Origin of the sequence: Streptomyces sp. NBC_01190 (assembly GCF_045039895.1) — a bacterium.
Classification (GTDB): Bacteria; Actinomycetota; Actinomycetes; order Streptomycetales; family Streptomycetaceae; genus Actinacidiphila.
The window spans coordinates 3,401,573-3,421,120 of the sequence record NZ_CP108580.1; the positions used below are offsets into that span (position 1 = coordinate 3,401,573).

A 19,548-nucleotide genomic window follows, 5' to 3' on the forward strand; every position below is an offset into this window, starting at 1 on the left:
TAGTCTGCGACCCCGGACTCCCCCGAGGGCCCAGGTCTCCCGGCCCAAAGCGACCCGCAGCCCCGTCTCCCGAAGGCCAACAGCAGCCCCACCCCCAGCCGGAAAGGCGCGGACCACCCCGGAGCAGCACCCCTCCGGTCGGCCAAGGTCCCCCGAAGTCCGGCCCCAGCCCCCGGCAGGCGGGGCGCGGACACCGCTAGCGGGTCGCCCCCTGGCCGCCGGCGCCGGCTCGGCCCGGAGCTGGTTCGGGCATGGGTTACCTCCGCGCGGAGGAAACGCCCGCCCCGAACCCGAACTCCCCCGGGCCGGCGGCGCCGGTCAGCCCGCTCGGAGGGCGAGGGTCATCGCCTCTACCGCCAGGAGGGGCGCCACGTTGCGGTCGAGGGCGTCGCGGCAGGCGAGCACCGCTTCTATGCGGCGCAGGCTGTGTTCGGGGCGGGAGGCGATGGCGATCTGGCGGATGCCGTCCATCGCCTCGGCGTTGGCGACGGTGTCGGGGGCGCGGCCGAGCTGGAGGGCGAGCACGTCGCGGTAGAAGCCGGCCAGGTCGGTCAGCGCGAGGTCGAGGGTGTCCCGCTGGGTACGGGTGGAGCGCCGCTTCTGCCGATCGGCCAGCTCCTTCATCACACCGGCGGTGCCCCGCGGCATCCGGCTGCCCGCGCCCGCCGCCGCGCCCAGGGCGGCCCGCATCTCCTCGGTCTCCTTGGCGTCGGTCCCCTCCGCCACGGCCTTCGCGTCGTCGGTCGCGGAGTCGACCAATTCCTGCGCCGCCCGCAGACAACCGCCGATGTCGGCGACGCGCAACGGCAGCCGCAGTACGGTCGCCCGCCGGCTTCGCGCGGACGCGTCGACGGCCAGCCGGCGGGCCCGGCCGATATGGCCCTGGGTGGCGCGCGCGACCTCGGCGGCGAGCGCGGGCTCGACGCCGTCCCTGCGGACCAGCACGTCGGCGACCGCGTCGACCGACGGCGTCCGCAGCGTCAGCAGCCGGCAGCGGGAGCGGATGGTGGGCAGCGCGTCCTCGACCGAGGGGGCGCACAGCAGCCAGACCGTACGGGGAGCGGGCTCCTCGATCGCCTTCAGCAGCACGTTGGCCGCGCCTTCCGTCAGCCGGTCGGCGTCCTCCAGGAGGATCACCTGCCAGCGGCCGCCGGCCGGGGAGAGGCAGGCGCGGCGCACCAGCTCCCGGGTCTCCTTGACGCCGATGGAGAGCAGGTCGGTGCGGACGGTCTCCACGTCGGCGTGCGTCCCGACGAGGGCGGTGTGGCAGCCGTCGCAGAACCCGCACCCGGGCGCTGCGCCGAGCGCCTTGTCCGGGCTGGTGCACTGGAGGGCCGCCGCGAAGGCCCGCGCGGCGGTGGAGCGGCCACTGCCCGGCGGACCGGTGAAGAGCCAGGCGTGCGTCATACGGGACGCGGCCGTGTCAGCGGCGCCGGACCCCCCGGCTCCGCCGGACCCCCCGAACGCGCCGGCACCCCCGAACCCGACGGCCCCCTCCCCCGAACCCACAGCCCCGGTCGCGGCCCCAGTCCTAGCCCCACCCCCAGCCGTCACCGCAACGAGAGCATCCGCGTCCTGGGCGGCAGCGCTCAGCTCGGCCACCGTCCGCGGCTGCCCCACCACGTCATCCCATACCGTCATCGCACTCCTCCTCGCCCCGCCTCGTGCGCTTCCGCACCCGTCCTGCTCACGAACTCGACCACAGCCACGCCCACCGCCGCGACCACGGCCCGGCTCACACCCCGGTCCACACCCCGGCCCACGGCCGCCTCACCACCCCGACCGCCCGCTCGCCCACCGTCCCGACCATTCTGCGGCACCCCACTGACAACGCCCCGCCGCCCAGCGATCACCAGGCCCCGCGACTCCAAAACCGCCGCCCGCCCGGCCGAGCGCGACCCACCGCACCCCACCCCACCGCACCCCGCCCCACGTCACCTCGCCCCACGTCACCTCACCCCACCTCACAGCGAAAGCCGCTGCACCCCCGACGCCACCGCCCGCTGCTCCGGCGCCCCCGCCCCGCCCGTCCAGCAGGAGCCCCGGCGGGCGAGCAGCCGGCGCAGCCACAGCTCCACGGAAACCAGTTCTCCGAGGCCCTCGATCGACACCGGCTCCCCCCGGGCGGCGGCTTCGAGGGCCTCGCGGATGGCGCCGGCCTCGATGAGGCCGGCGTCGGCGAGCAGGGGCGCCTCGAAGAGGTCGAGCAGCGGATCGAGCGCGGCGCGCAGGCCCCGGCGGGCGGCGGCGCCGGCCACCGACCAGGAGGCGGAGGAGGCGCCCCAGCCCGGCGGCAGGTGCCGCACCCCGGCCCCCTCCAGGACCTCGCGGAGCACGTCCGCACGGGCGCCGGGCCGTACCCGCAGCGCGCCGGGCAGGGCGCGCGAGGCCCGGACCACCTGGTTGTCGAGGAAGGGGGCGTGCAGCCGCTGCGAGGGTACGGCCGCGGCCTGTTCGAGTACCCGGAAGTCGGCGGCCTGCCGGGCGAGCGCGGCGCGGGCCCGCCGTTCGCCGGGGCGTTCGAGCGGCCAGGGGCGGCGGGCCGCTTCCTGGAGCCGTACCGACACCTCGGCGAGCGCCTCGCCGGTGAGCCAGCGGGCCGCCGGGCCGGGCCGTACCCAGGTCATGGCGGCGAGCGACGCGCCGAGCGGCCCGCCGGTGACCTCGCGCCCCGCCTCCGCGAAGTCCCGGTGCAGCAGCCGGGCCGCCGCGTCCTCGACGCCCTGGCGGTAAGAGGTGCGGGCCAGCCGGCGGGCGGCGCGGTAGACGGTGATCGGCACGGTGAAGGGCAGGAGCAGCGAGTTGCCGTACACCGCGCCGTCCGCCCTGGTCAGCGCGGCGACCGGGCGCAGCAGACTGCGCCGGCGGCGGTCCATCAGCAGGTCGGCGAGGCGCGCCGGGTGCGCGTCGAGGACCTGGCGGGCGCCGTACCCGATGAGGTGGTCGGCGCCACCCGCGGCGAGCCGCCGCCGGTTGCGTTCCGCGGTGACGAGGGAGAGTCCCGGCTCGTCGGTGAGCGGGCCGAGCGCGCCGCCGGTCAGTTCGGCGTAGGGCAGCGCCTCCTCGCCGCCGATGACGACGATGTGCCGCAGCCGGGGGTCGGTGCCCATCGCGCGGGCCCGTTCGAGTTCGGCCTCGCGCGCGGCGGGCAGGCCGGCGCCGGAACCGCCGCCGACCAGGTCGTTGAAGGTGACGGCGAGCAGTCGTTCGCCGGCCAGCGACCCGGGGGCGCCGGGCAGGGTGCCGGGCATCCCGGGCAGTCCCGCGGCGAGCAGCGCCAGGGTCGCCGAGGCGCTGCCGCCGGAGAGGTCGGCGCCGATGCCGGGCGCGGGCGCCTCATCGGCGTCGGGTACGAACCGCGGCTGCGACAACCGGGCCCTTACCGCGTCGACCAGCGCGTCCCGTACGCCTTCCACGGCCGCTTCCGCGTCTCCGGCGCCGGCCGGCTGGTGGCCGACGGCGAGGGAGACGGTCGGCTCGTAGCTGGAGATCTCCGGGGCGCCGTCGCGAAGGATCAGCGCGTGGCCCGGCGGCACCCGGCGTACCCCGAGGTAGGGCGTGCCGTCGACCAGCGCCTCGGGGGCGTCCGGGCAGGCGAGGGTGGCGGCGAGGTGGGTGACGTCGAGGCCGGCCTCGATCAGGTCGGCGAGCGGCAGCGCGGCGGTGGCGAAGGCCGTACCGCCGGCCCAGCGGGTGTGGAAGACCGGCCGGGCGCCGGCGAGGTCGCCCAGTACGGTGATGCGGCGGCCGAGTTGGAGTACGGCGGTGTAACTGCCGGGCCAGGCGGTCACATGCCGCAGCGCGCCGCCGCGGGCCGCGACGAGGCCGAGCCGCAGTTCGGCGTCGGTGGCGCCGCAGCGGCCGAGCACCGCGAGGCGGGCGGGACCGGCCGCGCCCGAACCGTTGGTCGAGCCGCCGCGAGCGTAAGGGCGCCGGAACGGCTGGCCGTTGGCGTAGGGGCCGCCGTACGCGCCGCCGTCGTATCCCGCGGCGCCCGAGCTGTCGGAGCCGGGGCCGCCGGGGGATCCGTGGCCGGCGGCACCCGGGCCGGCGCCGGAGCCGGCGCCGTACGAGGACCCCGAGCCCGAGCCGTACGAGGACGACGCCCCGTACCCGCTCCCGTATCCGTCGTAGCCCGCCGCCCCGTTCGCCGCGCGACCGCTGTGCGCCCCCGCCGGGTCCGCGTGCACGACCCGGATCTCGTCGGGGCGCCAGTCACCCACCGCCCACAGCGGATCGGGGTCGTCCCACAGGAGTTGGGCGCCGACGGGCTGGAGCGCGCGGTTTCCCGAGCCGGGCACGGAACCCGCGGTGGCACTGCTCCACCCCACCAACCACCGCATCGCCGCCTCCACAGGCTGTGGACAGTCGGTGCGCGGGCGCCATCGCCGCTCGCCCCGCCTCGTCGCCACGTCTGATGTCCCGGAAGACCATGCTGCCACGTGAAAGCGCGCGAGGAGGCGCATGGGGGCAGCAAGAGGTGTCGGGTCGCGCGCCGGAGGCGGGCGGGGAACGCGCGTGAGACGAAACGTCTGATTCGCGCCAAAGTCTGCGGCACATTACGCAGTTGATATGCCGGAGTACCGACGGGAGGCCGGCGTACCGGAGCGGAGCCTGATCGGAGCCCAACGAAAGCCGTACGGAAGTGCGTCGAGGGGTTCGACGGCCCGGGAGGCATGTCCCATCCTCCCGGGCCGGATCCGCCACCCGCGGGGATTGTGGCAGCGGAACCCCTGGGCCCGCCCGACCCCGGCAAGCCGCCTGCCGGGGGTGCGGGCCGACCTATGGGCACTATGCAAGCGTCGGCGGCACCCGCCGGGCCAGAGCGCACGGCCGGGCGCACGGCCACATATACCGGGAGCACACGCCCAGCCGTGCGCGTGCCCCCACCGGTCCCCCGCACCGCCCGCCGGGCTCGCCACAAGGACGACATCCGGCCCTCACAACCTCTGTACAGCGCCCGCACATTGGCCGGTAAGGGACTGGTTTCCGGCCATCCGGCACCAGCCCCTTAACGGTCGGGAGGCGGCGAACTACGCTGGGTGCATCCGGTTCGCACATCTACGCGCGGATCGGCTGCCCGGCCCTTCCGTCGCGCCCGCCGTGCCACGGTGGTCGCGGTGGCCGAATCGGGCTCCAGGGGAGGGCGACCCCCGACCCCCATGTCATCACCAGGCCGGCCGGCCTGCCCCCAGCGGCATCAGAGGTGAACCGCAGTGAACAGAGAACACCGCGGGCCGAACGAGAAACTCGGCACCCTTCTCGCTCTGGCGGGCATCAGCAACGCCGGACTCGCCCGCCGGGTCAACGACCTCGGCGCACAACGCGGTCTGACGCTGCGTTATGACAAGACGTCGGTGGCCCGCTGGGTCACCAAGGGCATGGTGCCGCAGGGCGCCGCCCCCCATCTCATCGCGGCCGCCATCGGCAGCAAGCTCGGCCGTCCGGTGCCGCTGCACGAGATAGGCCTGGCCGACGCCGATCCGGCGCCCGAGGTGGGACTCGCCTTCCCCCGGGACGTCAGCGAAGCGGTGAAATCGGCCACCGATCTGTGGCGGTTGGACCTGGCCGGGCGGCGCAACCCGGGCGGCGCGGGGATCTGGCAGAGCTTGGCCGGATCTTTCGCAGTGAGCGCTTACGTCACGCCGGCCTCCCGTTGGCTGATCACCCCCGCCGACGCCACGGTGGCCCGGGACGCCCCCGCCCCCGGGATGGCGCATGTCGGCCACACCGATGTGACCAAGTTGCGTGAGGCCGCCGAGGACGCGCGCCGCTGGGACTCCAAGTACGGTGGCGGCGACTGGCGTTCCGGCATGGTCCCGGAGTGCCTGCGGGTCGAGGCGGCGCCGCTGCTGCTCGGCTCCTACAGCGACGACGTGGGCCGCTCGCTCTTCGGCGCCACCGCCGAACTCACCCGCCTCGCCGGGTGGATGGCCTTCGACACCGGCCAGCAGGAGGCCGCCCAGCGGTATTACATCCAGGCGCTGCGGCTCGCCAGGGCCGCCGCCGATGTCCCGCTGGGTGGTTACGTCCTCGCCTCGATGTCGCTCCAGGCCACGTACCGCAACTTCGCCGACGAGGGGGTGGACCTCGCGCAGGCCGCCCTCGAACGCAACCGGGGCCTGGCCACCACCCGCACGATGAGCTTCTTCCACCTCGTCGAGGCCCGCGCGCACGCCAAAGCCGGTGAGGCGGCGGCCTGCGGGGCCTCCCTCGCCGCAGCGGAGGCGCTGCTGGAGCGCGCCCGCGAAGGGGACGCCGACCCGAGCTGGCTCGGCTTCTACTCCTACGACCGCCTCGCCGCCGACGCCGCCGAGTGCTACCGCGACCTGCGCCTGCCCCGGCAGGTGCAGCGCTTCACCGAGCAGGCGCTCGCCCGCCCCACCGAGGAGTTCGTCCGCTCCCACGGCCTGCGCCTGGTGGTCTCCGCCGTCGCCGAACTCGAATCGGGCAACCTGGACGCGTGCTGCGCCGCCGGCGTCAAGGCCGTCGAGGTCGCGGGCCGGATCTCCTCGGCCCGCACCACCGAGTACGTACGGGACCTGCTGCACCGGCTTGAGCCGTACAACGACGAGCCGCGCGTGCTGGAACTCCGCGAGCGGGCCCGGCCGTTGCTGGCGGCGCCGGCCTGAAGCGGAGGGCCGCGAGCCTGAAGCGGTGGGCCGCCGGCCTGAGGCGGGCGGGGGTCCGGCCTGAAGCGGGGCGGTGGGCCGGCGGCCGGGACATCAGGGGGCGGGGCCGGGCGCGAGTCGACCGGCAAGTTGACGGACAAGGAGCCGACGCAGCGGGAGAATGGGCCTCCGGTCGACCACGGAGGAGCCGCACCAGGATGACCAGCCCCACCACCGACTTCACCGTGATCGGCGCCGGCATCGTAGGCCTCGCCACGGCCTACGCGCTCACCCGGGCCGAGCCCGCCGCGACCGTCACCGTCATCGAGAAGGAGCGCGCCCCCGCGCGCCACCAGACCGGCCGCAACAGCGGGGTCATCCACAGCGGCATCTACTACCGGCCCGGCAGCCTCAAGGCCGAGTACGCGCTGGCCGGTTCCGCCGAGACGCCCAAGTTCGCCGCCGAGCACGGCGTTCCGCACGAGATCACCGGCAAGCTGATCGTCGCCACCACCGCCGCCGAACTCCCCCGGCTGCACGCGCTCGTCCAGCGCGGTCGCGAACACGGCCTGGCCGTCAGCGAACTCGGGCCGGCCCAGATCGCCGCGTACGAGCCGGAGGTGGCCGGCCTGGCCGCGATCCACGTCGGCTCCACCGGCATCTGCGACTTCGGCGCGCTCACCGCCGCCCTCGCCGTCCTGGTCACCAGGGCGGGCGGCACGATCCGTTACGGGGAGCGGGTCACCGCCATCGAGCAGACGGCGGAGGCCGAGGTCGTCGTGCGTACGGTCGGGTCGCAGGGCCCGGCGCGGCCCGCGTCGACGGCCGCCCCCGGCGAGCCCGCCGCCGCGCCCCACCGCACCCGGGTACTGATCAACTGCGCGGGTCTGCACTGCGACAGCGTGGCCCGCCTCGCCGGCACCGATCCCGGCATGCGGATCCTGCCGTTCCGGGGCGAGTTCTACGAGCTGGTGCCCGAACGGCGCGGCCTGGTGCGGGGGTTGGTCTATCCGGTGCCCGACCCCGATTTCCCCTTCCTCGGCGTCCACCTCACCCGGGACGTCCACGGCGGCGTCCACCTCGGCCCGAACGCCGTGCCCGCGCTGGCCCGCGAGGGCTACCGGCGCCGCGACATCCGGCTGCGCGACCTCGCCGGCACCGCCGCCTTCCCCGGCACCTGGCGGATCGCCCGGCGCCACTGGCGGCACGAGGCCGGCGAGATCCGCCGCTCGCTGTCGAAGCGCGCCTTCACCGCCGACGCCCGCCGCCTGCTGCCCGCCCTGCGCCCGTCGGACCTCGTCCCGGCGCCGGCCGGTGTACGGGCCCAGGCGGTGCTGCCCGACGGCACCCTCGTGGACGACTTCCTCTTCGGCGGCTCCGGACCCTTCGTCCACGTCCTGAACGCACCCTCCCCGGCGGCGACGGCGGCGCTCCCGATCGGCCGGGAGGTGGCCCGGCGGGCGCTGGCGGCGCGGGCGGGGTAGCCGGCGGCAGGTGCGCGGCCCCCGGCAGGTGCGCGGCCCCGGGCCGGGGCGGCCCCGTGCGCCGCGCGCGCCCCCACCGCGCGCGCCGTTCACGCGCGCCGCACCGTAGAATCGACGGCACTGTGTCCAGCATCCCCACCTCCGCCGCCGTGAAGTTCCCCGCAGGTCCGGCCGCCGACCCGGCCGGTTCGCGGGGTGAGCACCGCATCCGTTCCTTCCACGCGCGGCGCGGCCGTATCACCCAGGCCCAGGCAGCCGCGATCGAGCGGCACTGGGAGCGGTGGGGCGTGGAGCTGGACGGCAAGCCGCTGGACCTGGCGGCGCTCTTCGCCGGGTCTGATCGCGGGGCCGGGGGCTGTGGGACCGAGGGCCGAGCGGACGCCGCCCCCGACCCGGCCGCCGAGCGTCAGGCCCTGGCCTCCGCCGACCTCCGCAGCCTCCCGGTGATCCTGGAGATCGGCTTCGGCATGGGCGACGCCACCGCCGCGATGGCCGCCGCCGACCCCCGTACCGGCATCCTCGCCGTGGACGTCCACACGCCCGGCCAGGGCAATCTGCTCGCGCTCGCCGACCGCGCGGGGCTGACCAACATACGCGTGGCCAACGGCGACGCCGTCGTACTCCTGCGCGACATGCTCCCGCCCGCCTCGCTGGCCGGCCTGCGCGTCTACTTCCCCGACCCCTGGCCCAAGGCCAAGCACCACAAACGGCGGCTGATCCAGCCCGCCTTCCTCGCCCTGGTCACCCCCCTGCTGCGGCCCGGTGCGGTCGTGCACTGCGCGACCGACTGGGAGCCGTACGCGGAGCAGATGCTGGAGGTGCTCAGCGCGGCGCCGGGTCTGGTCAACCAGTACGAGGGGTTCGCGCCGCGGCCCGGCTTCCGGCCGATGACCAAGTTCGAGCGGCAGGGGCTGGCGAAGGGCCACGTCGTACGGGATCTGCTCTTCGCCCGCGCCTGACCGGCGGGCTTTTTGCCGGATTTTATGCCGGGGTCGTCGCCAGGCTCTTCGCCCCGCCTGCCGCCCCGCCCGCCGCGCTGCCCGCGCTCTGACCACGGTGTACGCGTGCTCTGCCCGTACCCCGCCCGCCCCCGCCCGCCCCCGCGGCGACCTCGTACGTACCCTCGCGCGCCGACGGCGAGTGCCCGTACTGTCGACAGGTGTCCACGTACTCGTCTTCGTCCGATTCCCGCCACGAGCATGGGACGGCGACCTCCGTCGCCCCCGCCGGCGAAACGGAGGACGCGACCGGGCCCGTAGCGGCTCAGGAAGTCGCCCTCGCACCGGCCGAGTTGCCGGCCCGCCCGCTCACCGGTCCGGCGATCGGCCCCCAGGGCGGCCGGCTCACCGGTCCGGCGACGAGCCCCCCGGCCGGTCTGCCCACCCGGCCCGGCCCCGTCGACCCGAGCTGGCACTACAAGCCGCGCAGCTCCTTCCGGGAGAGCAAGGCCGTACGGACCGGGGCCCTGTTCACCGCGCTCGCCGTCTGCGGTGTGATCATCCTCGCGCTGGTGCGCAACCACATAGGGACCGAGCCGTTCCTGATCGGCCTGGTCCTGGCGATCCTGCCGGTGCCGCTGCTGCTGTGGGCCTTCCTGTGGCTGGACCATGTCGCGCCGAGCCCCTGGCAGAACGTGGTGTTCGCCGTCGCGTGGGGCGCGTGCGCGGCGACGCTGGTGGCGATCTTCGCCAACGAGTACGGCGAGAAGCTGATCTCCTCGGCCTTCTCCGGTACGCCGAAGCAGTCCGACCACTGGAGCGCGACCTTCGTGGCGCCCCTGGTGGAGGAGACCGCCAAGGGCGCGGCCGTCCTGCTGCTCTTCCTCTTCCGGCGCCGCGCCATCGAGTCGATCGTGGACGGGATCGTCCTCAGCGGGCTGACCGCGATGGGGTTCGCGTTCACCGAGAACATCCTCTACCTCGGCACGGCCGTCAACGAGGACCGCGACCTCGGCTCGCATCTGCTCGGCGCGACGACCGCCGGCACCTTCTTCGTACGCGTCCTGATGACGCCTTTCGCGCACCCCCTCTTCACCTCGATGACCGGCATCGGCTTCGCCATCGCGGCGACCGTCCGGCCCGGGCAACGCTGGCGCTGGCGCTGGGTGCCGCCGCTGGTGGGGTGGCTGCTGGCGATGACGCTGCACGGCGCCTGGAACGGCTCCTCGCTCACCTCGCCCGCGACCTTCCTCACGGTCTACCTGGCGGTGATGCTGCCCACCTTCGGCATGGTCGTCTGGGTCGCCTTCTGGGCCCGCTCCAACGAACTGCGCACGGTCCGCACGCACTTGCCCGTCTACGCGGCGGCCGGCTGGCTCGCGCTCCCCGAGCCGACGGCGCTCGGCTCCATGAGCGTCCGCGGCATCGCCCGCCGCGAGACCCGGCGCTTTCACGGCGAGGCGGCGGCGCGGGCGGTACGCGACTACATCGCCTTCGCCACCCACCTGGCCTTCCTCCGCGCGGCCGCCACCCGCGGCGCCCCCACGGCAGATTTCGCCGCCCGCGAGTCCGAACTCCTCCACCACCTCTGGTCCCGCAAGTCCTGGGCCCAGCCGGCCCTCCTCACCGCCCTCAACCCACCCCCCACCCCCTTCTTCCCCCCACCCCCGCCCTACGGCCCCGCGCCGTACCCCGCCCCCCATCCCTACGCCTGGGCCCCGCCACGGGCAGACGGCAAGCACCTCTAGGAAGATGGGTGCGTGGACTACAAGCGCATGCGTGCCCTAGCCGAGGACCCGGCTCAGCACGCGCAGAACCGTGTGCGCGGCTGACGAAGTCCGCGGCTCGGGGAGCGTTGCGCTTTCCCTATCCCCCTGCATCCCCCTGCATCCCCCTGCACACGTCGGCGCCCTACCCACCACCCTCCTCGGTGAGCAACCCCGCGCCTTCCGCCGCACGAACCGCGACCGGCCCCAATAGCCCCCGCCGGCCACGAGCTTCCGCGCCCTCGCGGGGAGATCTGGTCCCCCCGAGTCATCGCGCCCGGTGGTGGATCAGCGTGCGGATCGCTGCCGCGCGTTCGGCGACCGCTTCCGGGAGGGAGTGGTGGCTGGTCGGGGGTGCGGCCGGTCGCGGTGGCCGCGGCGGGAGCCGGTTCGGCCGGAGGTGCCGGAGGCTGGTCAGGGGGCGGGCGGGAGGACGGTGTGCGCGGTCAGGGCGCGGGCGAGTTTGGACTCGTCCGCGCTGCCGGGGGCCGCCGTGAAGATGACGATCTTGAGGTCGGTGTCGCCGTCGGCGAGGACATCGCAGTCGATGGTGATCGGGCCGACGCCCGGATGCCGGACCGTCTTGCGGTCCTCCGGGTGGCGGCCGACCGCGCCGTCGGCCCAGATGCGGGCGAAGTGGGCGTTGCCGTCGAGGGTGCGGCGGATGAGGCCGGTCAGGCGCGGGTCGTCCGGGTAGCGCGCCGAGGCCCGGCGCAGGTCCGACACGATCGCGCGGTCCGACGCCTCGGCGTTGGCGACGACGACCGGCCAGTCTGCGGCCCACCCCCGATGGCCGGCGACGGGGAACCGGGAGCGGACGAGGCTGCGTTCGTCCGGCGCCACCCTCGACGGATCGCCGAGCACCGCCGCCCAGCTGCGGTTCCACCACACCAGCCGCCAGTCCGCGGCGAAGACCGCGACCGGCGCGTCGCCGAGCCGGGTCAGGACGCGCCGCATGCCGGCCGGGATGTGATCACAGATCCGCCCGTCGAAGGGGGGCTGGAGCCCCGCGAGCCGGTACAGGTGGTCGCGCTCCCCGTCGGTCAGCCGCAGCGCGCGAGCGAGTGCCCCCGCGACCTGCGGCGATGGTGTCGTGGCCCGGCCCTGTTCCAGGCGCACCAGGTAGTCGACCGAGACGCCGGCCAGCTCCGCGAGCTCCTCGCGCCGCAGCCCGGCCGCGCGCCGCACCCGCCCGGCCGGCAGGCCGACCGCCTCGGGGGTCAGCCGGTCGCGCCAGGAACGGATCGTCGCGCCGAGGTCGGTCCCGTCCGTGCTCATACGACCATTGTGCGTCCGCCACCGGCCGTCCAGGGTGGTACTGCGGGTCCTACCGTGGAGCCGTCCCTGGCTGTCCGTACCGCCGGCGCCGAGGGTTGACGCATGACCATCACCTTCATCACCGGGGCCAACAAGGGCCTCGGCTACGAGACCGCCCGCCGCCTCACCGACCTCGGCCAGACCGTCGTCCTCGGCGCCCGGGACCCGGAGCGGGGCCGGTCGGCCGCCGAGGCGCTCGGCCTGCGCTTCGTCCGCATCGACGTGACCGACGACACCTCCGTCACGGCCGCCGTCGCGGACATCGAGGCCCACGAGGGCCGGATCGACACGCTCATCAACAACGCCGGCATCAACGCGCCCATGAAGCCCGCCGAGGAACTGACCGGCGCCGACGCGGCCGAGGTGCTCCAGACGAACATCGTGGGCATCGTCCGGGTCACCGGCGCGTTCCTCCCGCTGCTCCGCAAGTCGGCGCACCCGGCGGTCATCAACGTCAGCAGCGGTATGGGCTCCTTCGCGCTCACCCACGATCCGGACCGCGTCGAGTCGAAGGTGGTCTCGCCCCTCTACAGCGCCTCGAAGGCCGCGGTGACGATGCTCACCACGCAGTACGCGAAGGCGCTCCCCGACATCCGGGTCAACGCCGCGGACCCCGGCTACACCGCGACCGACCTCAACGGCCACCACGGCAGCCAGACGGTGACGGAGGGCACGGACGCGATCGTCACCCTCGCAACCGAACCCCCGTCCGCCGGCACCGGCCGCTTCATCGACCGCACCGGCCCAGTCAACTGGTAAGCCCCCGCTCTCTCTCGGGCCGCCCCTAGATCAAGCCGTCGTCGATGGCGGCCACCTGGTGATTCACCGCGCAATTGGCTAGGTTCCCTGACCTCGTCCGATTCTCACCGGTGGGAGTGGCAGCCGTGCGGGAACAGCACAAGACCTTCCAGGCGATCGAGGTCGGCGACGGCGGTGATGGGCGGTGGGCCGCGTACGCCCGGGTCCTGTGGGAGGAAATGGCGGCCCTCTTGACCGAGGAGGGCCGGACTCCGGCCGGGGCCGCCCGTGTTGGGGCGCTGTTCCGTGCGCACATGCCGGAACTGGTCCCGGCTCTGGACCGCCTGGCCGGCCAACTCGACCGGCCCGAGGCGGAAGCCTTCCTCACCCACGCGGCACTGCGGCCGTTCTCCCAGTCCTGCACCCAGATCGGCCAGGACGGCACTCTGCTGCGCAACTATGACCTACGGCCCGATCAGTGCGAGGGCACCATCGTCTCCTCCTGCTTCCTGCGCCCCGTGATCGGGATGCAGGACATGCTGTGGGGCTTGCAGGACGGGATGAACGACGCCGGTCTCGCGGTCTCGCTCACCTGGGGCGGACGTTCCGCCTACGGACCAGGATTTTCCATCCTCATCGTGGTGCGCTACCTGCTGGAGACGTGCGACACCATCGATGACGCGATCGGCAGGCTGCGGTCCCTGCCGATCGCCGTCCCACAGAACCTCACCCTTGTCGATCCGGCGAAGGCGGTGACGGTGTTTTTGGGGCCGGACATGTCGCCGACGGTGGCGCCGGATGCCTGCGCGGCCAATCACCAGCACCTGCCCGTGACCGACGAGCAGGAGCGGGCCTCGCGGACGCAGGAGCGGCTGCGCGCCATTCGCGCCGCGGGTACGGACGTGGCGGCGATGCTGAAGCCGCCACTGTACCGATCCGTCGACGCGCAGGGGTCGAGAACGCTCTACACAGCCCACTACCGGCCCGTCGAGGGCCTGGTGACGTACTACTGGCCCGGTGCGTCCTGGCAACAGTCCTTCGGCGACTTCACGCCCGGATCCCGCACCATGACCTTGGGCCGGGCCGGCTGAGAGGCTTTCCGGACCCCGCTCACCCCCGCACGAAGATCCGACGGTGGGGCGGCCCGGCGGGGGCGGGGCTGGGCGGTGGGGGGTGGGTTAGTTGCGGAGGACTATCTGCCAGACGATCGCCAGGCGAGGTTGTTCGAGGACCACCCAGTGGAAGGCCATTCCCGGCAGCAGTTCGGCGTACCAGCCGACTCCGTCCGGGGTGCCGGCGCCTATCGCGGAGGCGTCCGCCAGACGGTCGAGCGCTGCGTGCAGCTCTTCTTGGCGCTCGGCACCGTAGGTCCCCAGCTCCATCGAGACCTCGGCTGTCGTGGTCACCCGCAGACCGCTCACACGTCCCCCTGCTTCCTCGGCTCCGCGGCACCGCGAACCGGCCGGGAAACCGGCGGTCGGCGAGCGCCCTCGGGACGCGCCTGCCCCTGATCTCCGGCCGCACCCCGGCCTTTCTCCGCCGGGGCGCTGCTCAGTTCAGCGTCGCGTAGACGATCAGGTTGTTCACCGGGTGGCCGTTGGCGTCGAAGTCGCCGTCGCAGGTGATCAGTCGGAGGGCGTGCTGGCTGGTCGGGCCGTAGACCTTCTGGGTGGGGAAGGACTTCTTGCTGACGCTCTCGGTGGCCGTGACGGTGAAGTGCTCGCTCTGGCCTCGGGTGTTGGTGACGGTGATGTCCGCGCCCTTGGCGATCTTCCTGAGGTCGTGGAAGACGGCCCTGCCGTAACGGGTGTCGTTGTGGCCGATGATGACGGCGGCGCCGACCGCGCCCGGCACCGCGGCGCCGGTGTACCAGCCGGCCGTCATCCCCTTGTCCGCGGGCGGCACTTCGACGGTTCCGTCCACGTTGAGGCCGAGCTTCATCAGGGCGGTGGAGATCCCGACCGAGGGGATGGTGACCCTGGTGGGCAGCGCGGGTGGCGGCGGTTTCGGCGCCCCGGGCGAGGGGGTGCCGGCGGCGGCCGGAGCGTACGTGGCCGGGGGAGTCGTCGGGGGGCTCGTCGCGGCCGAGACCGCCGCCGAGGCCGCGTCGGGGGCGGACGAGCAGCCGGCCAGCGCGGTGAGGGCGGCGGGTACGGCAAGGGCGAGGCAGGCGAGGGCCGGCCGGATGCGCGAGCGCCGTACCGAAGGGTGCGCGGGGCGCAGAGCTGGGAACACAACGGGCTCCAGGGCAGGGCGAGGTGGTGACCCGATGGCGCCGCCCGCCGGCGGGCGGCGCCACGGTTGTACGGTCGGCCGCGGTACGGAATCAGCCGGTACGTCCGGTTGCTGTGCCGGGCCGGCCGGCACGCCGGACGCGGTGCGGGATCAGTCGGCACGTCCGGACGGTGTACGCGATCAGCCGTTACGTCGGACGGTGGACGCGGTCAGCCGGTACGTCGGACGGTGAGCGGGCTCAGCCCGTTACGCCCGGATGCCGTGCCAGGTCAGCCGGCACGCCGGCCAGCGCGTTCGGACGGTGCACCGGCTCCGCCGGCACGCGGGACGCGGTAAGCGATCAGCCAGCACGTCCTGACTCGGCACGGGCTCAGCCGTTACGCCCGACGCGGTAAGCGGTCAGCCGGTACGTCGGACGGTGGACGCGGTCAGCCGTTGTGTCGGACGGCGGAGCGACGGCGCAGCACGTACGTGCCGGCGCCCGCGAGCAGCAGCGCGCCGGTGGCCGATCCGGCCAGAGCGGTGGCGCCGCCCGCGCCGCCGTTGTGGGCGACCGGCTCCTCACCCGCGGCGACGGCGCCGCGCGGAGCGGTCTTGCCGGACACGGCCTTGGCCTTCTCCTGGGCGGCCTCCTTGGCGGCTGCCGCCCTCTTGTCGGCGATGAGCTTTTCGCGCGTGCTCGGCGCCTGCTGCGACTTGTCCGTGGTCGCCGTCGGGACCGGCGACGGAGTCGAGTCGGCGACGGCCGCGGCGGCGGGGACGAGCATCGCGCCGGCCGCGACGGCGGTCAGAACGGCGAGACGCACGCGGATATGGCGGGACATAAATGGCTCCAGTTCCGGCCCGGCCTTGGTGGTACCTGGATGCCGATTCGCACCAGGTTCCGGGCATGGCCCAAGCCTGGCGACCACATATGAAGAAGCTGTCAGGAAGTCATGGTCATCGCGTCAGGGCGGGTCAGGGCGGGCCGGGGCGGCCCGCGACGGGTCGGGTCAGGGTTCGCTCCGGGGCCCGGCGGCCGGCCCCGCGCCACCACCCCGAGCGGTCGGCGCCCCCGCACCCCTACCCCGAGCGGTCGGCGCCCCCGCACTCCCACCCCGAGCCGCCGAAGGCCCCACACTCCCACCCGGTCCAGCCGAAGGCCCCACACCCCCACCCCCCACCGGCAGCCGTACCGTGAACACCGACCCCTCCCCCTCCGTGCTCACCACGCCCGCCGTGCCCCCGTGGGCCTCCGCGAGCTTGAGGACGATCGCCAGGCCGAGGCCGCTGCCGCCCGTGCTCCGGTTACGGGACTTCTCCGCCCGCCAGAAGCGGTCGAACACGTGGGGCAGGCTGTCCGCCGGGATACCGCTCCCGGTGTCGGCCACCTCCACGATCACCTCATCCCCCGCCCCGGTGCCGTACGAGCGGAGCGTCACCCTGCCACCGGCCGGGGTGTGGCGGATCGCGTTGGAGACCAGGTTGCTGACGGCCTGCCGCAGCCGGACCGGATCGGCGTCGAACAGCGGCGGCCGAGGGGCCCCGGGCGCCGCGGCCGCGACCGCCAGCGTGACACCCGCGACCTCGGCGGTCGCCTGGTGCGCTGCGGCGACCTGGCCGAGGAGGTGGCCGATGTCCACCGGCTCCGGATGCAGACGCAGCGCGCCCGCGTCGGCCGCTCCCAGGTCCTGGAGGTCGTTGATGATGTGCTGGAGCTGGACCGCCTCCTCGAGCAGCGACGAGAGGAACGCCGGGTCCGGCTCGGCCAGGCCGTCCTGCGCCGCCTCCAGCCAGCCGCGGATATTGCTCAACGGGGTCCGCAGCTCATGGGCGACATCGCTCGCCATGACCTTGCGCTGCTCCTCCAACCGGGCGCGGTGCGAGGCCATGTCGTTGAAGGTCGCCGCAAGCCGTCCGATCTCGTTGTCAGAACCGACCGGCACGGGCGCCGAGTCCAGGCCGTCCCGCATCCGCTGCGCGGCGCCGGTGAGCGCGTGCAGCGGCCTGACCAGCCGGACCCCGGCGATCACCGAGGCGCCGACGGTGAGGGCCAGTACGAGCGCCGTGACCCCGGCGATCCGCGTGGTGTTGGCCGGCGACAGATCGAATCCGGGCACGCTGACGGCGGCGGGTGAGTCGATGAACAGCAGCGCGGGCGCGGCGACATAGGACGTGAGCTGTTCACGGCGCGCGGTGTCGACGCAGGCGGCGACGGCCCGGTCGTCCGCGCCGGTCCGGGGCTCCCGGGTGTCCGAGGTGGGCATCGGGACCGCGGCCGTTTGCAGTTTGGCCCTCCTGTCCGCCTCCATCCGCTGCTCGGCTATCTGTTTCTTGACCACTTCGGGGTCGGGCACGGACGTCCGCGCGGAATCCGCGGGTACGGCCGTCGGGGTGATCTCATCGGCCAGCCGCCCGTAGCCGCGGTCCCAGGACAGGTCCGCGTTCAGCTTCACCCCGTTACGGCCCTGGCGTTTCAGGCAGGAGTCGGCCAACTGGTCGAGGGAGCGCAGGGCCTTCTCCTCGGTCGGTGTCGGCTCGGCCAACTCGCCCGCCATGCACTTGTCCCCCACGTACTGGTCGGCGTAGCTGCTCACGAACTGGATCCGCGGGCGCCCGCTGGGACTTCGGACCGCGTCCGCCGCGATGCCCGCGCTGTTGAGGCACGCCACCGCCCGGCCGGCGGCCTGCTTCAGGTCGTCCTGCTCCTTCGGGGGGAGCTGGAACGGCCCGACAGCGCGCGGATCGACGCGGTCCGCACCGACCGAGGCGGCGTCGGGCTCAAGCGCGGGGTCGACGGTCAGCGGATCCACCACCGCCGAGGGCTGCGCGGGCAGCGGGTCGGCGGGTACGGCGCCGGTGGAGCCCGCACCCGTGGCTGAGGCCGACGAGGCGGACGCAGCAGAGGAGCCGGACGGTCCGGCTGACCCGGGCGAACCACCGGCCGACCCGGCCGACGCGGCACCCGAATCCGCACCCGAATCCGTACCCGAGCCGACACCCCCGTCAGCCCCCACATCAGCCCCAGCGTCAGCCGCCGAATCGAAGATCGGCCGCCGGTCCTGCGTGGTCAGCGCGATCCGCCGCTGTGACTGCCGCGCCAGCTTCCGTACGGTGGCGCCGACGCCGTCCCAACTCGGGTGGGTGGCCGCGTAACCCATGAGCGCGTTGTAGATCTTGGCGTCGGCGGTGAGATTCTGCCCCTGCTCCTGACGGATCGCGCCGGACGTGGTCTGCACGGCGAGCCAGGCGGTGGCCGCTACCGAACACGAGGCCACCAGCGCCGAGATGGTCAGCAGCCGGCCGAGCAGGCTCTTGCGGAGCGGCAGCCGCGTTCGCCCGCTACGACGACGCATGGCCGGTGTTCCTCGCCGGGTCCGTCAGCTTGTAGCCGACGCCGAAGACGGTGAGCAGCCGGGCCGGCCGCCGCGGTACGCGCTCGATCTTCTTGCGCAGATTCAGGATGTGCACATCGACGGTCCGGTCGCTGATGTACTTCTCGAAGCCGTGCAGTTCGGCCAGCAGCCGCTGCCGGGTGAAGACCCGGTCCGGCTCGGTCGCCATCGCGGCGAGGATACGGAACTCGCCGGGTGTGCACACCACCGGCGTCCCCGCCACCGACACCTCGTGCCGGGCCGGGTCGACCCTGAGCGCGCCCACCGCCAGCGTCCCGTCCTCGGCGGCGGCGGCGAGCGGGCCGCCGGGAGCCGGGCCGGCCGGACGCCGGCCCCGGCGCAGCAGCGTACGGACCCTGGCCATCAGCTCACGCGGGCTGAACGGCTTGGTCATGTAGTCGTCGGCGCCCAGATCCAGGCCGAGCAGCAGATCGTCCTCGGCGCTGCGGGCGGTCAGGATCAGCACCGGCACCTCCCGGAACTCGGCGCGCAGGATCCGCACCACGTCGAGGCCGTCGGCCTTGGGCATCATCACGTCGAGGACGAGCAGGTCGGGATCCTCGCGGCGCACCCCGTCGAGAGCCGCCCGGCCGTCCTCGACGACCGTCACCGTGTGCCCCTCGTGCTCCAGATAGCGGCGCACCAGTTCGGCCTGTTTCGCGTCGTCTTCGGCGACCATGATGTTTGCGCACACGCCGACGATCGTAGCCAGCCCGGGCCGGCGCCCGGGAGTGACCGGCCACCGGGCCGCGCGGATCCGGCGACCGGCCACCGGCCGGTGGACCGGATACGACAGCGCCGGATACGACCGAGGCAGCCGCTCCCGGCCGGTGCCGACCCGCGGGACGCGCCGTAGCTGAGCAGCACAGTTCCGCCCCCAGAGCTTCGCCTGGGGGACCCCCAGCGCCCCCTGGGGCCACCGCCCAGCGCGAAGTCGACGCAGCCGCGCGAGCAACCCACCACCGGTGGCCGGCGGTTCGGGCGCGCCCGGGTGCTGAGCCGGTTCGCCGCCAGGTCGGCAAGGATTCAGCGCGGGTCCGGAGGCGATCCGGGGCGGGCCCGGCACCGACCCGGCGCCGTTTCCA

14 protein-coding genes are annotated in these 19,548 nt (G+C 74.2%); 6 read left to right on the top strand and 8 right to left on the bottom strand.

What is annotated here, in order from left to right; translation table 11 throughout:
• Positions 1-318: 318 nt before the first annotated feature.
• Both OG519_RS14050 and OG519_RS14055 read right to left on the bottom strand, forming a co-directional pair.
• Positions 319-1,641, bottom strand: a complete 1,323-nt coding sequence (locus OG519_RS14050; RefSeq protein WP_405583135.1) for a DNA polymerase III subunit delta' — start codon at positions 1,639-1,641, stop codon at positions 319-321.
• Positions 1,642-1,964: 323 nt separating this feature from the next.
• A complete protein-coding gene (locus OG519_RS14055) occupies positions 1,965-4,343 on the bottom strand; it encodes an asparagine synthase-related protein (protein ID WP_405583137.1) in 2,379 nt (792 codons plus the stop codon).
• Positions 4,344-5,216: 873 nt separating this feature from the next.
• Between OG519_RS14055 and OG519_RS14060 the strand changes: the two genes are divergently transcribed.
• The 4 genes from OG519_RS14060 (at position 5,217) to OG519_RS14075 (ending at position 10,781) form a co-directional block, all read left to right on the top strand.
• A complete protein-coding gene (locus OG519_RS14060; RefSeq protein WP_405583139.1) occupies positions 5,217-6,632 on the top strand; it encodes an MFS transporter in 1,416 nt (471 codons plus the stop codon).
• Between the two features lie 197 nt (positions 6,633-6,829).
• The gene (gene lhgO, locus OG519_RS14065) at positions 6,830-8,095 is read left to right on the top strand and encodes an L-2-hydroxyglutarate oxidase (protein WP_405583141.1); all 1,266 of its coding nucleotides are present in this window, start codon (positions 6,830-6,832) and stop codon (positions 8,093-8,095) included.
• Between the two features lie 122 nt (positions 8,096-8,217).
• Entirely contained in the window at positions 8,218-9,054 is an 837-nt protein-coding gene (trmB, locus tag OG519_RS14070) for a tRNA (guanosine(46)-N7)-methyltransferase TrmB (protein WP_405583143.1), read from the top strand.
• A gap of 200 nt (positions 9,055-9,254) precedes the next feature.
• Positions 9,255-10,781: a PrsW family intramembrane metalloprotease gene (locus OG519_RS14075; RefSeq protein ID WP_405583145.1), complete on the top strand. Its 1,527-nt coding sequence runs from the start codon at positions 9,255-9,257 to the stop codon at positions 10,779-10,781.
• A 432-nt stretch (positions 10,782-11,213) separates the two neighbouring features.
• Here OG519_RS14075 and OG519_RS14080 read toward each other — a convergent pair whose 3' ends face one another.
• Positions 11,214-12,077: a helix-turn-helix domain-containing protein gene (locus OG519_RS14080; protein WP_405583147.1), complete on the bottom strand. Its 864-nt coding sequence runs from the start codon at positions 12,075-12,077 to the stop codon at positions 11,214-11,216.
• 102 nt (positions 12,078-12,179) lie between these two features.
• Here OG519_RS14080 and OG519_RS14085 point away from each other — a divergent pair, with 102 nt between their 5' ends.
• Positions 12,180-12,875 (top strand): SDR family NAD(P)-dependent oxidoreductase, encoded by a 696-nt coding sequence (locus OG519_RS14085; RefSeq protein ID WP_405583149.1) that lies wholly within the window; start codon positions 12,180-12,182, stop codon positions 12,873-12,875.
• 125 nt (positions 12,876-13,000) lie between these two features.
• Complete coding sequence (locus tag OG519_RS14090) at positions 13,001-13,945, top strand: C45 family autoproteolytic acyltransferase/hydolase (protein ID WP_405583151.1); 945 nt, start codon at positions 13,001-13,003, stop codon at positions 13,943-13,945.
• A gap of 87 nt (positions 13,946-14,032) precedes the next feature.
• On the opposite strand, the gene OG519_RS14095 is transcribed toward OG519_RS14090, so the two are convergent.
• From OG519_RS14095 to OG519_RS14115, 5 genes are all read right to left on the bottom strand, one after another.
• The gene (locus OG519_RS14095) at positions 14,033-14,275 is read right to left on the bottom strand and encodes a hypothetical protein (protein ID WP_405583153.1); all 243 of its coding nucleotides are present in this window, start codon (positions 14,273-14,275) and stop codon (positions 14,033-14,035) included.
• Between the two features lie 130 nt (positions 14,276-14,405).
• On the bottom strand, positions 14,406-15,089 hold the full coding sequence (locus tag OG519_RS14100) for a class F sortase (protein ID WP_405583155.1): 684 nt from the start codon (positions 15,087-15,089) through the stop codon (positions 14,406-14,408).
• A gap of 428 nt (positions 15,090-15,517) precedes the next feature.
• Positions 15,518-15,895, bottom strand: a complete 378-nt coding sequence (locus OG519_RS14105) for a hypothetical protein (RefSeq protein WP_405583157.1) — start codon at positions 15,893-15,895, stop codon at positions 15,518-15,520.
• Positions 15,896-16,081: 186 nt separating this feature from the next.
• Positions 16,082-18,424 (bottom strand): sensor histidine kinase, encoded by a 2,343-nt coding sequence (locus tag OG519_RS14110; RefSeq protein WP_405583159.1) that lies wholly within the window; start codon positions 18,422-18,424, stop codon positions 16,082-16,084.
• Positions 18,411-19,142, bottom strand: a complete 732-nt coding sequence (locus tag OG519_RS14115; protein WP_405592724.1) for a response regulator transcription factor — start codon at positions 19,140-19,142, stop codon at positions 18,411-18,413. Before OG519_RS14115 ends, OG519_RS14110 begins: the two co-directional genes overlap by 14 nt.
• Between the last annotated feature and the right edge of the window lie 406 nt (positions 19,143-19,548).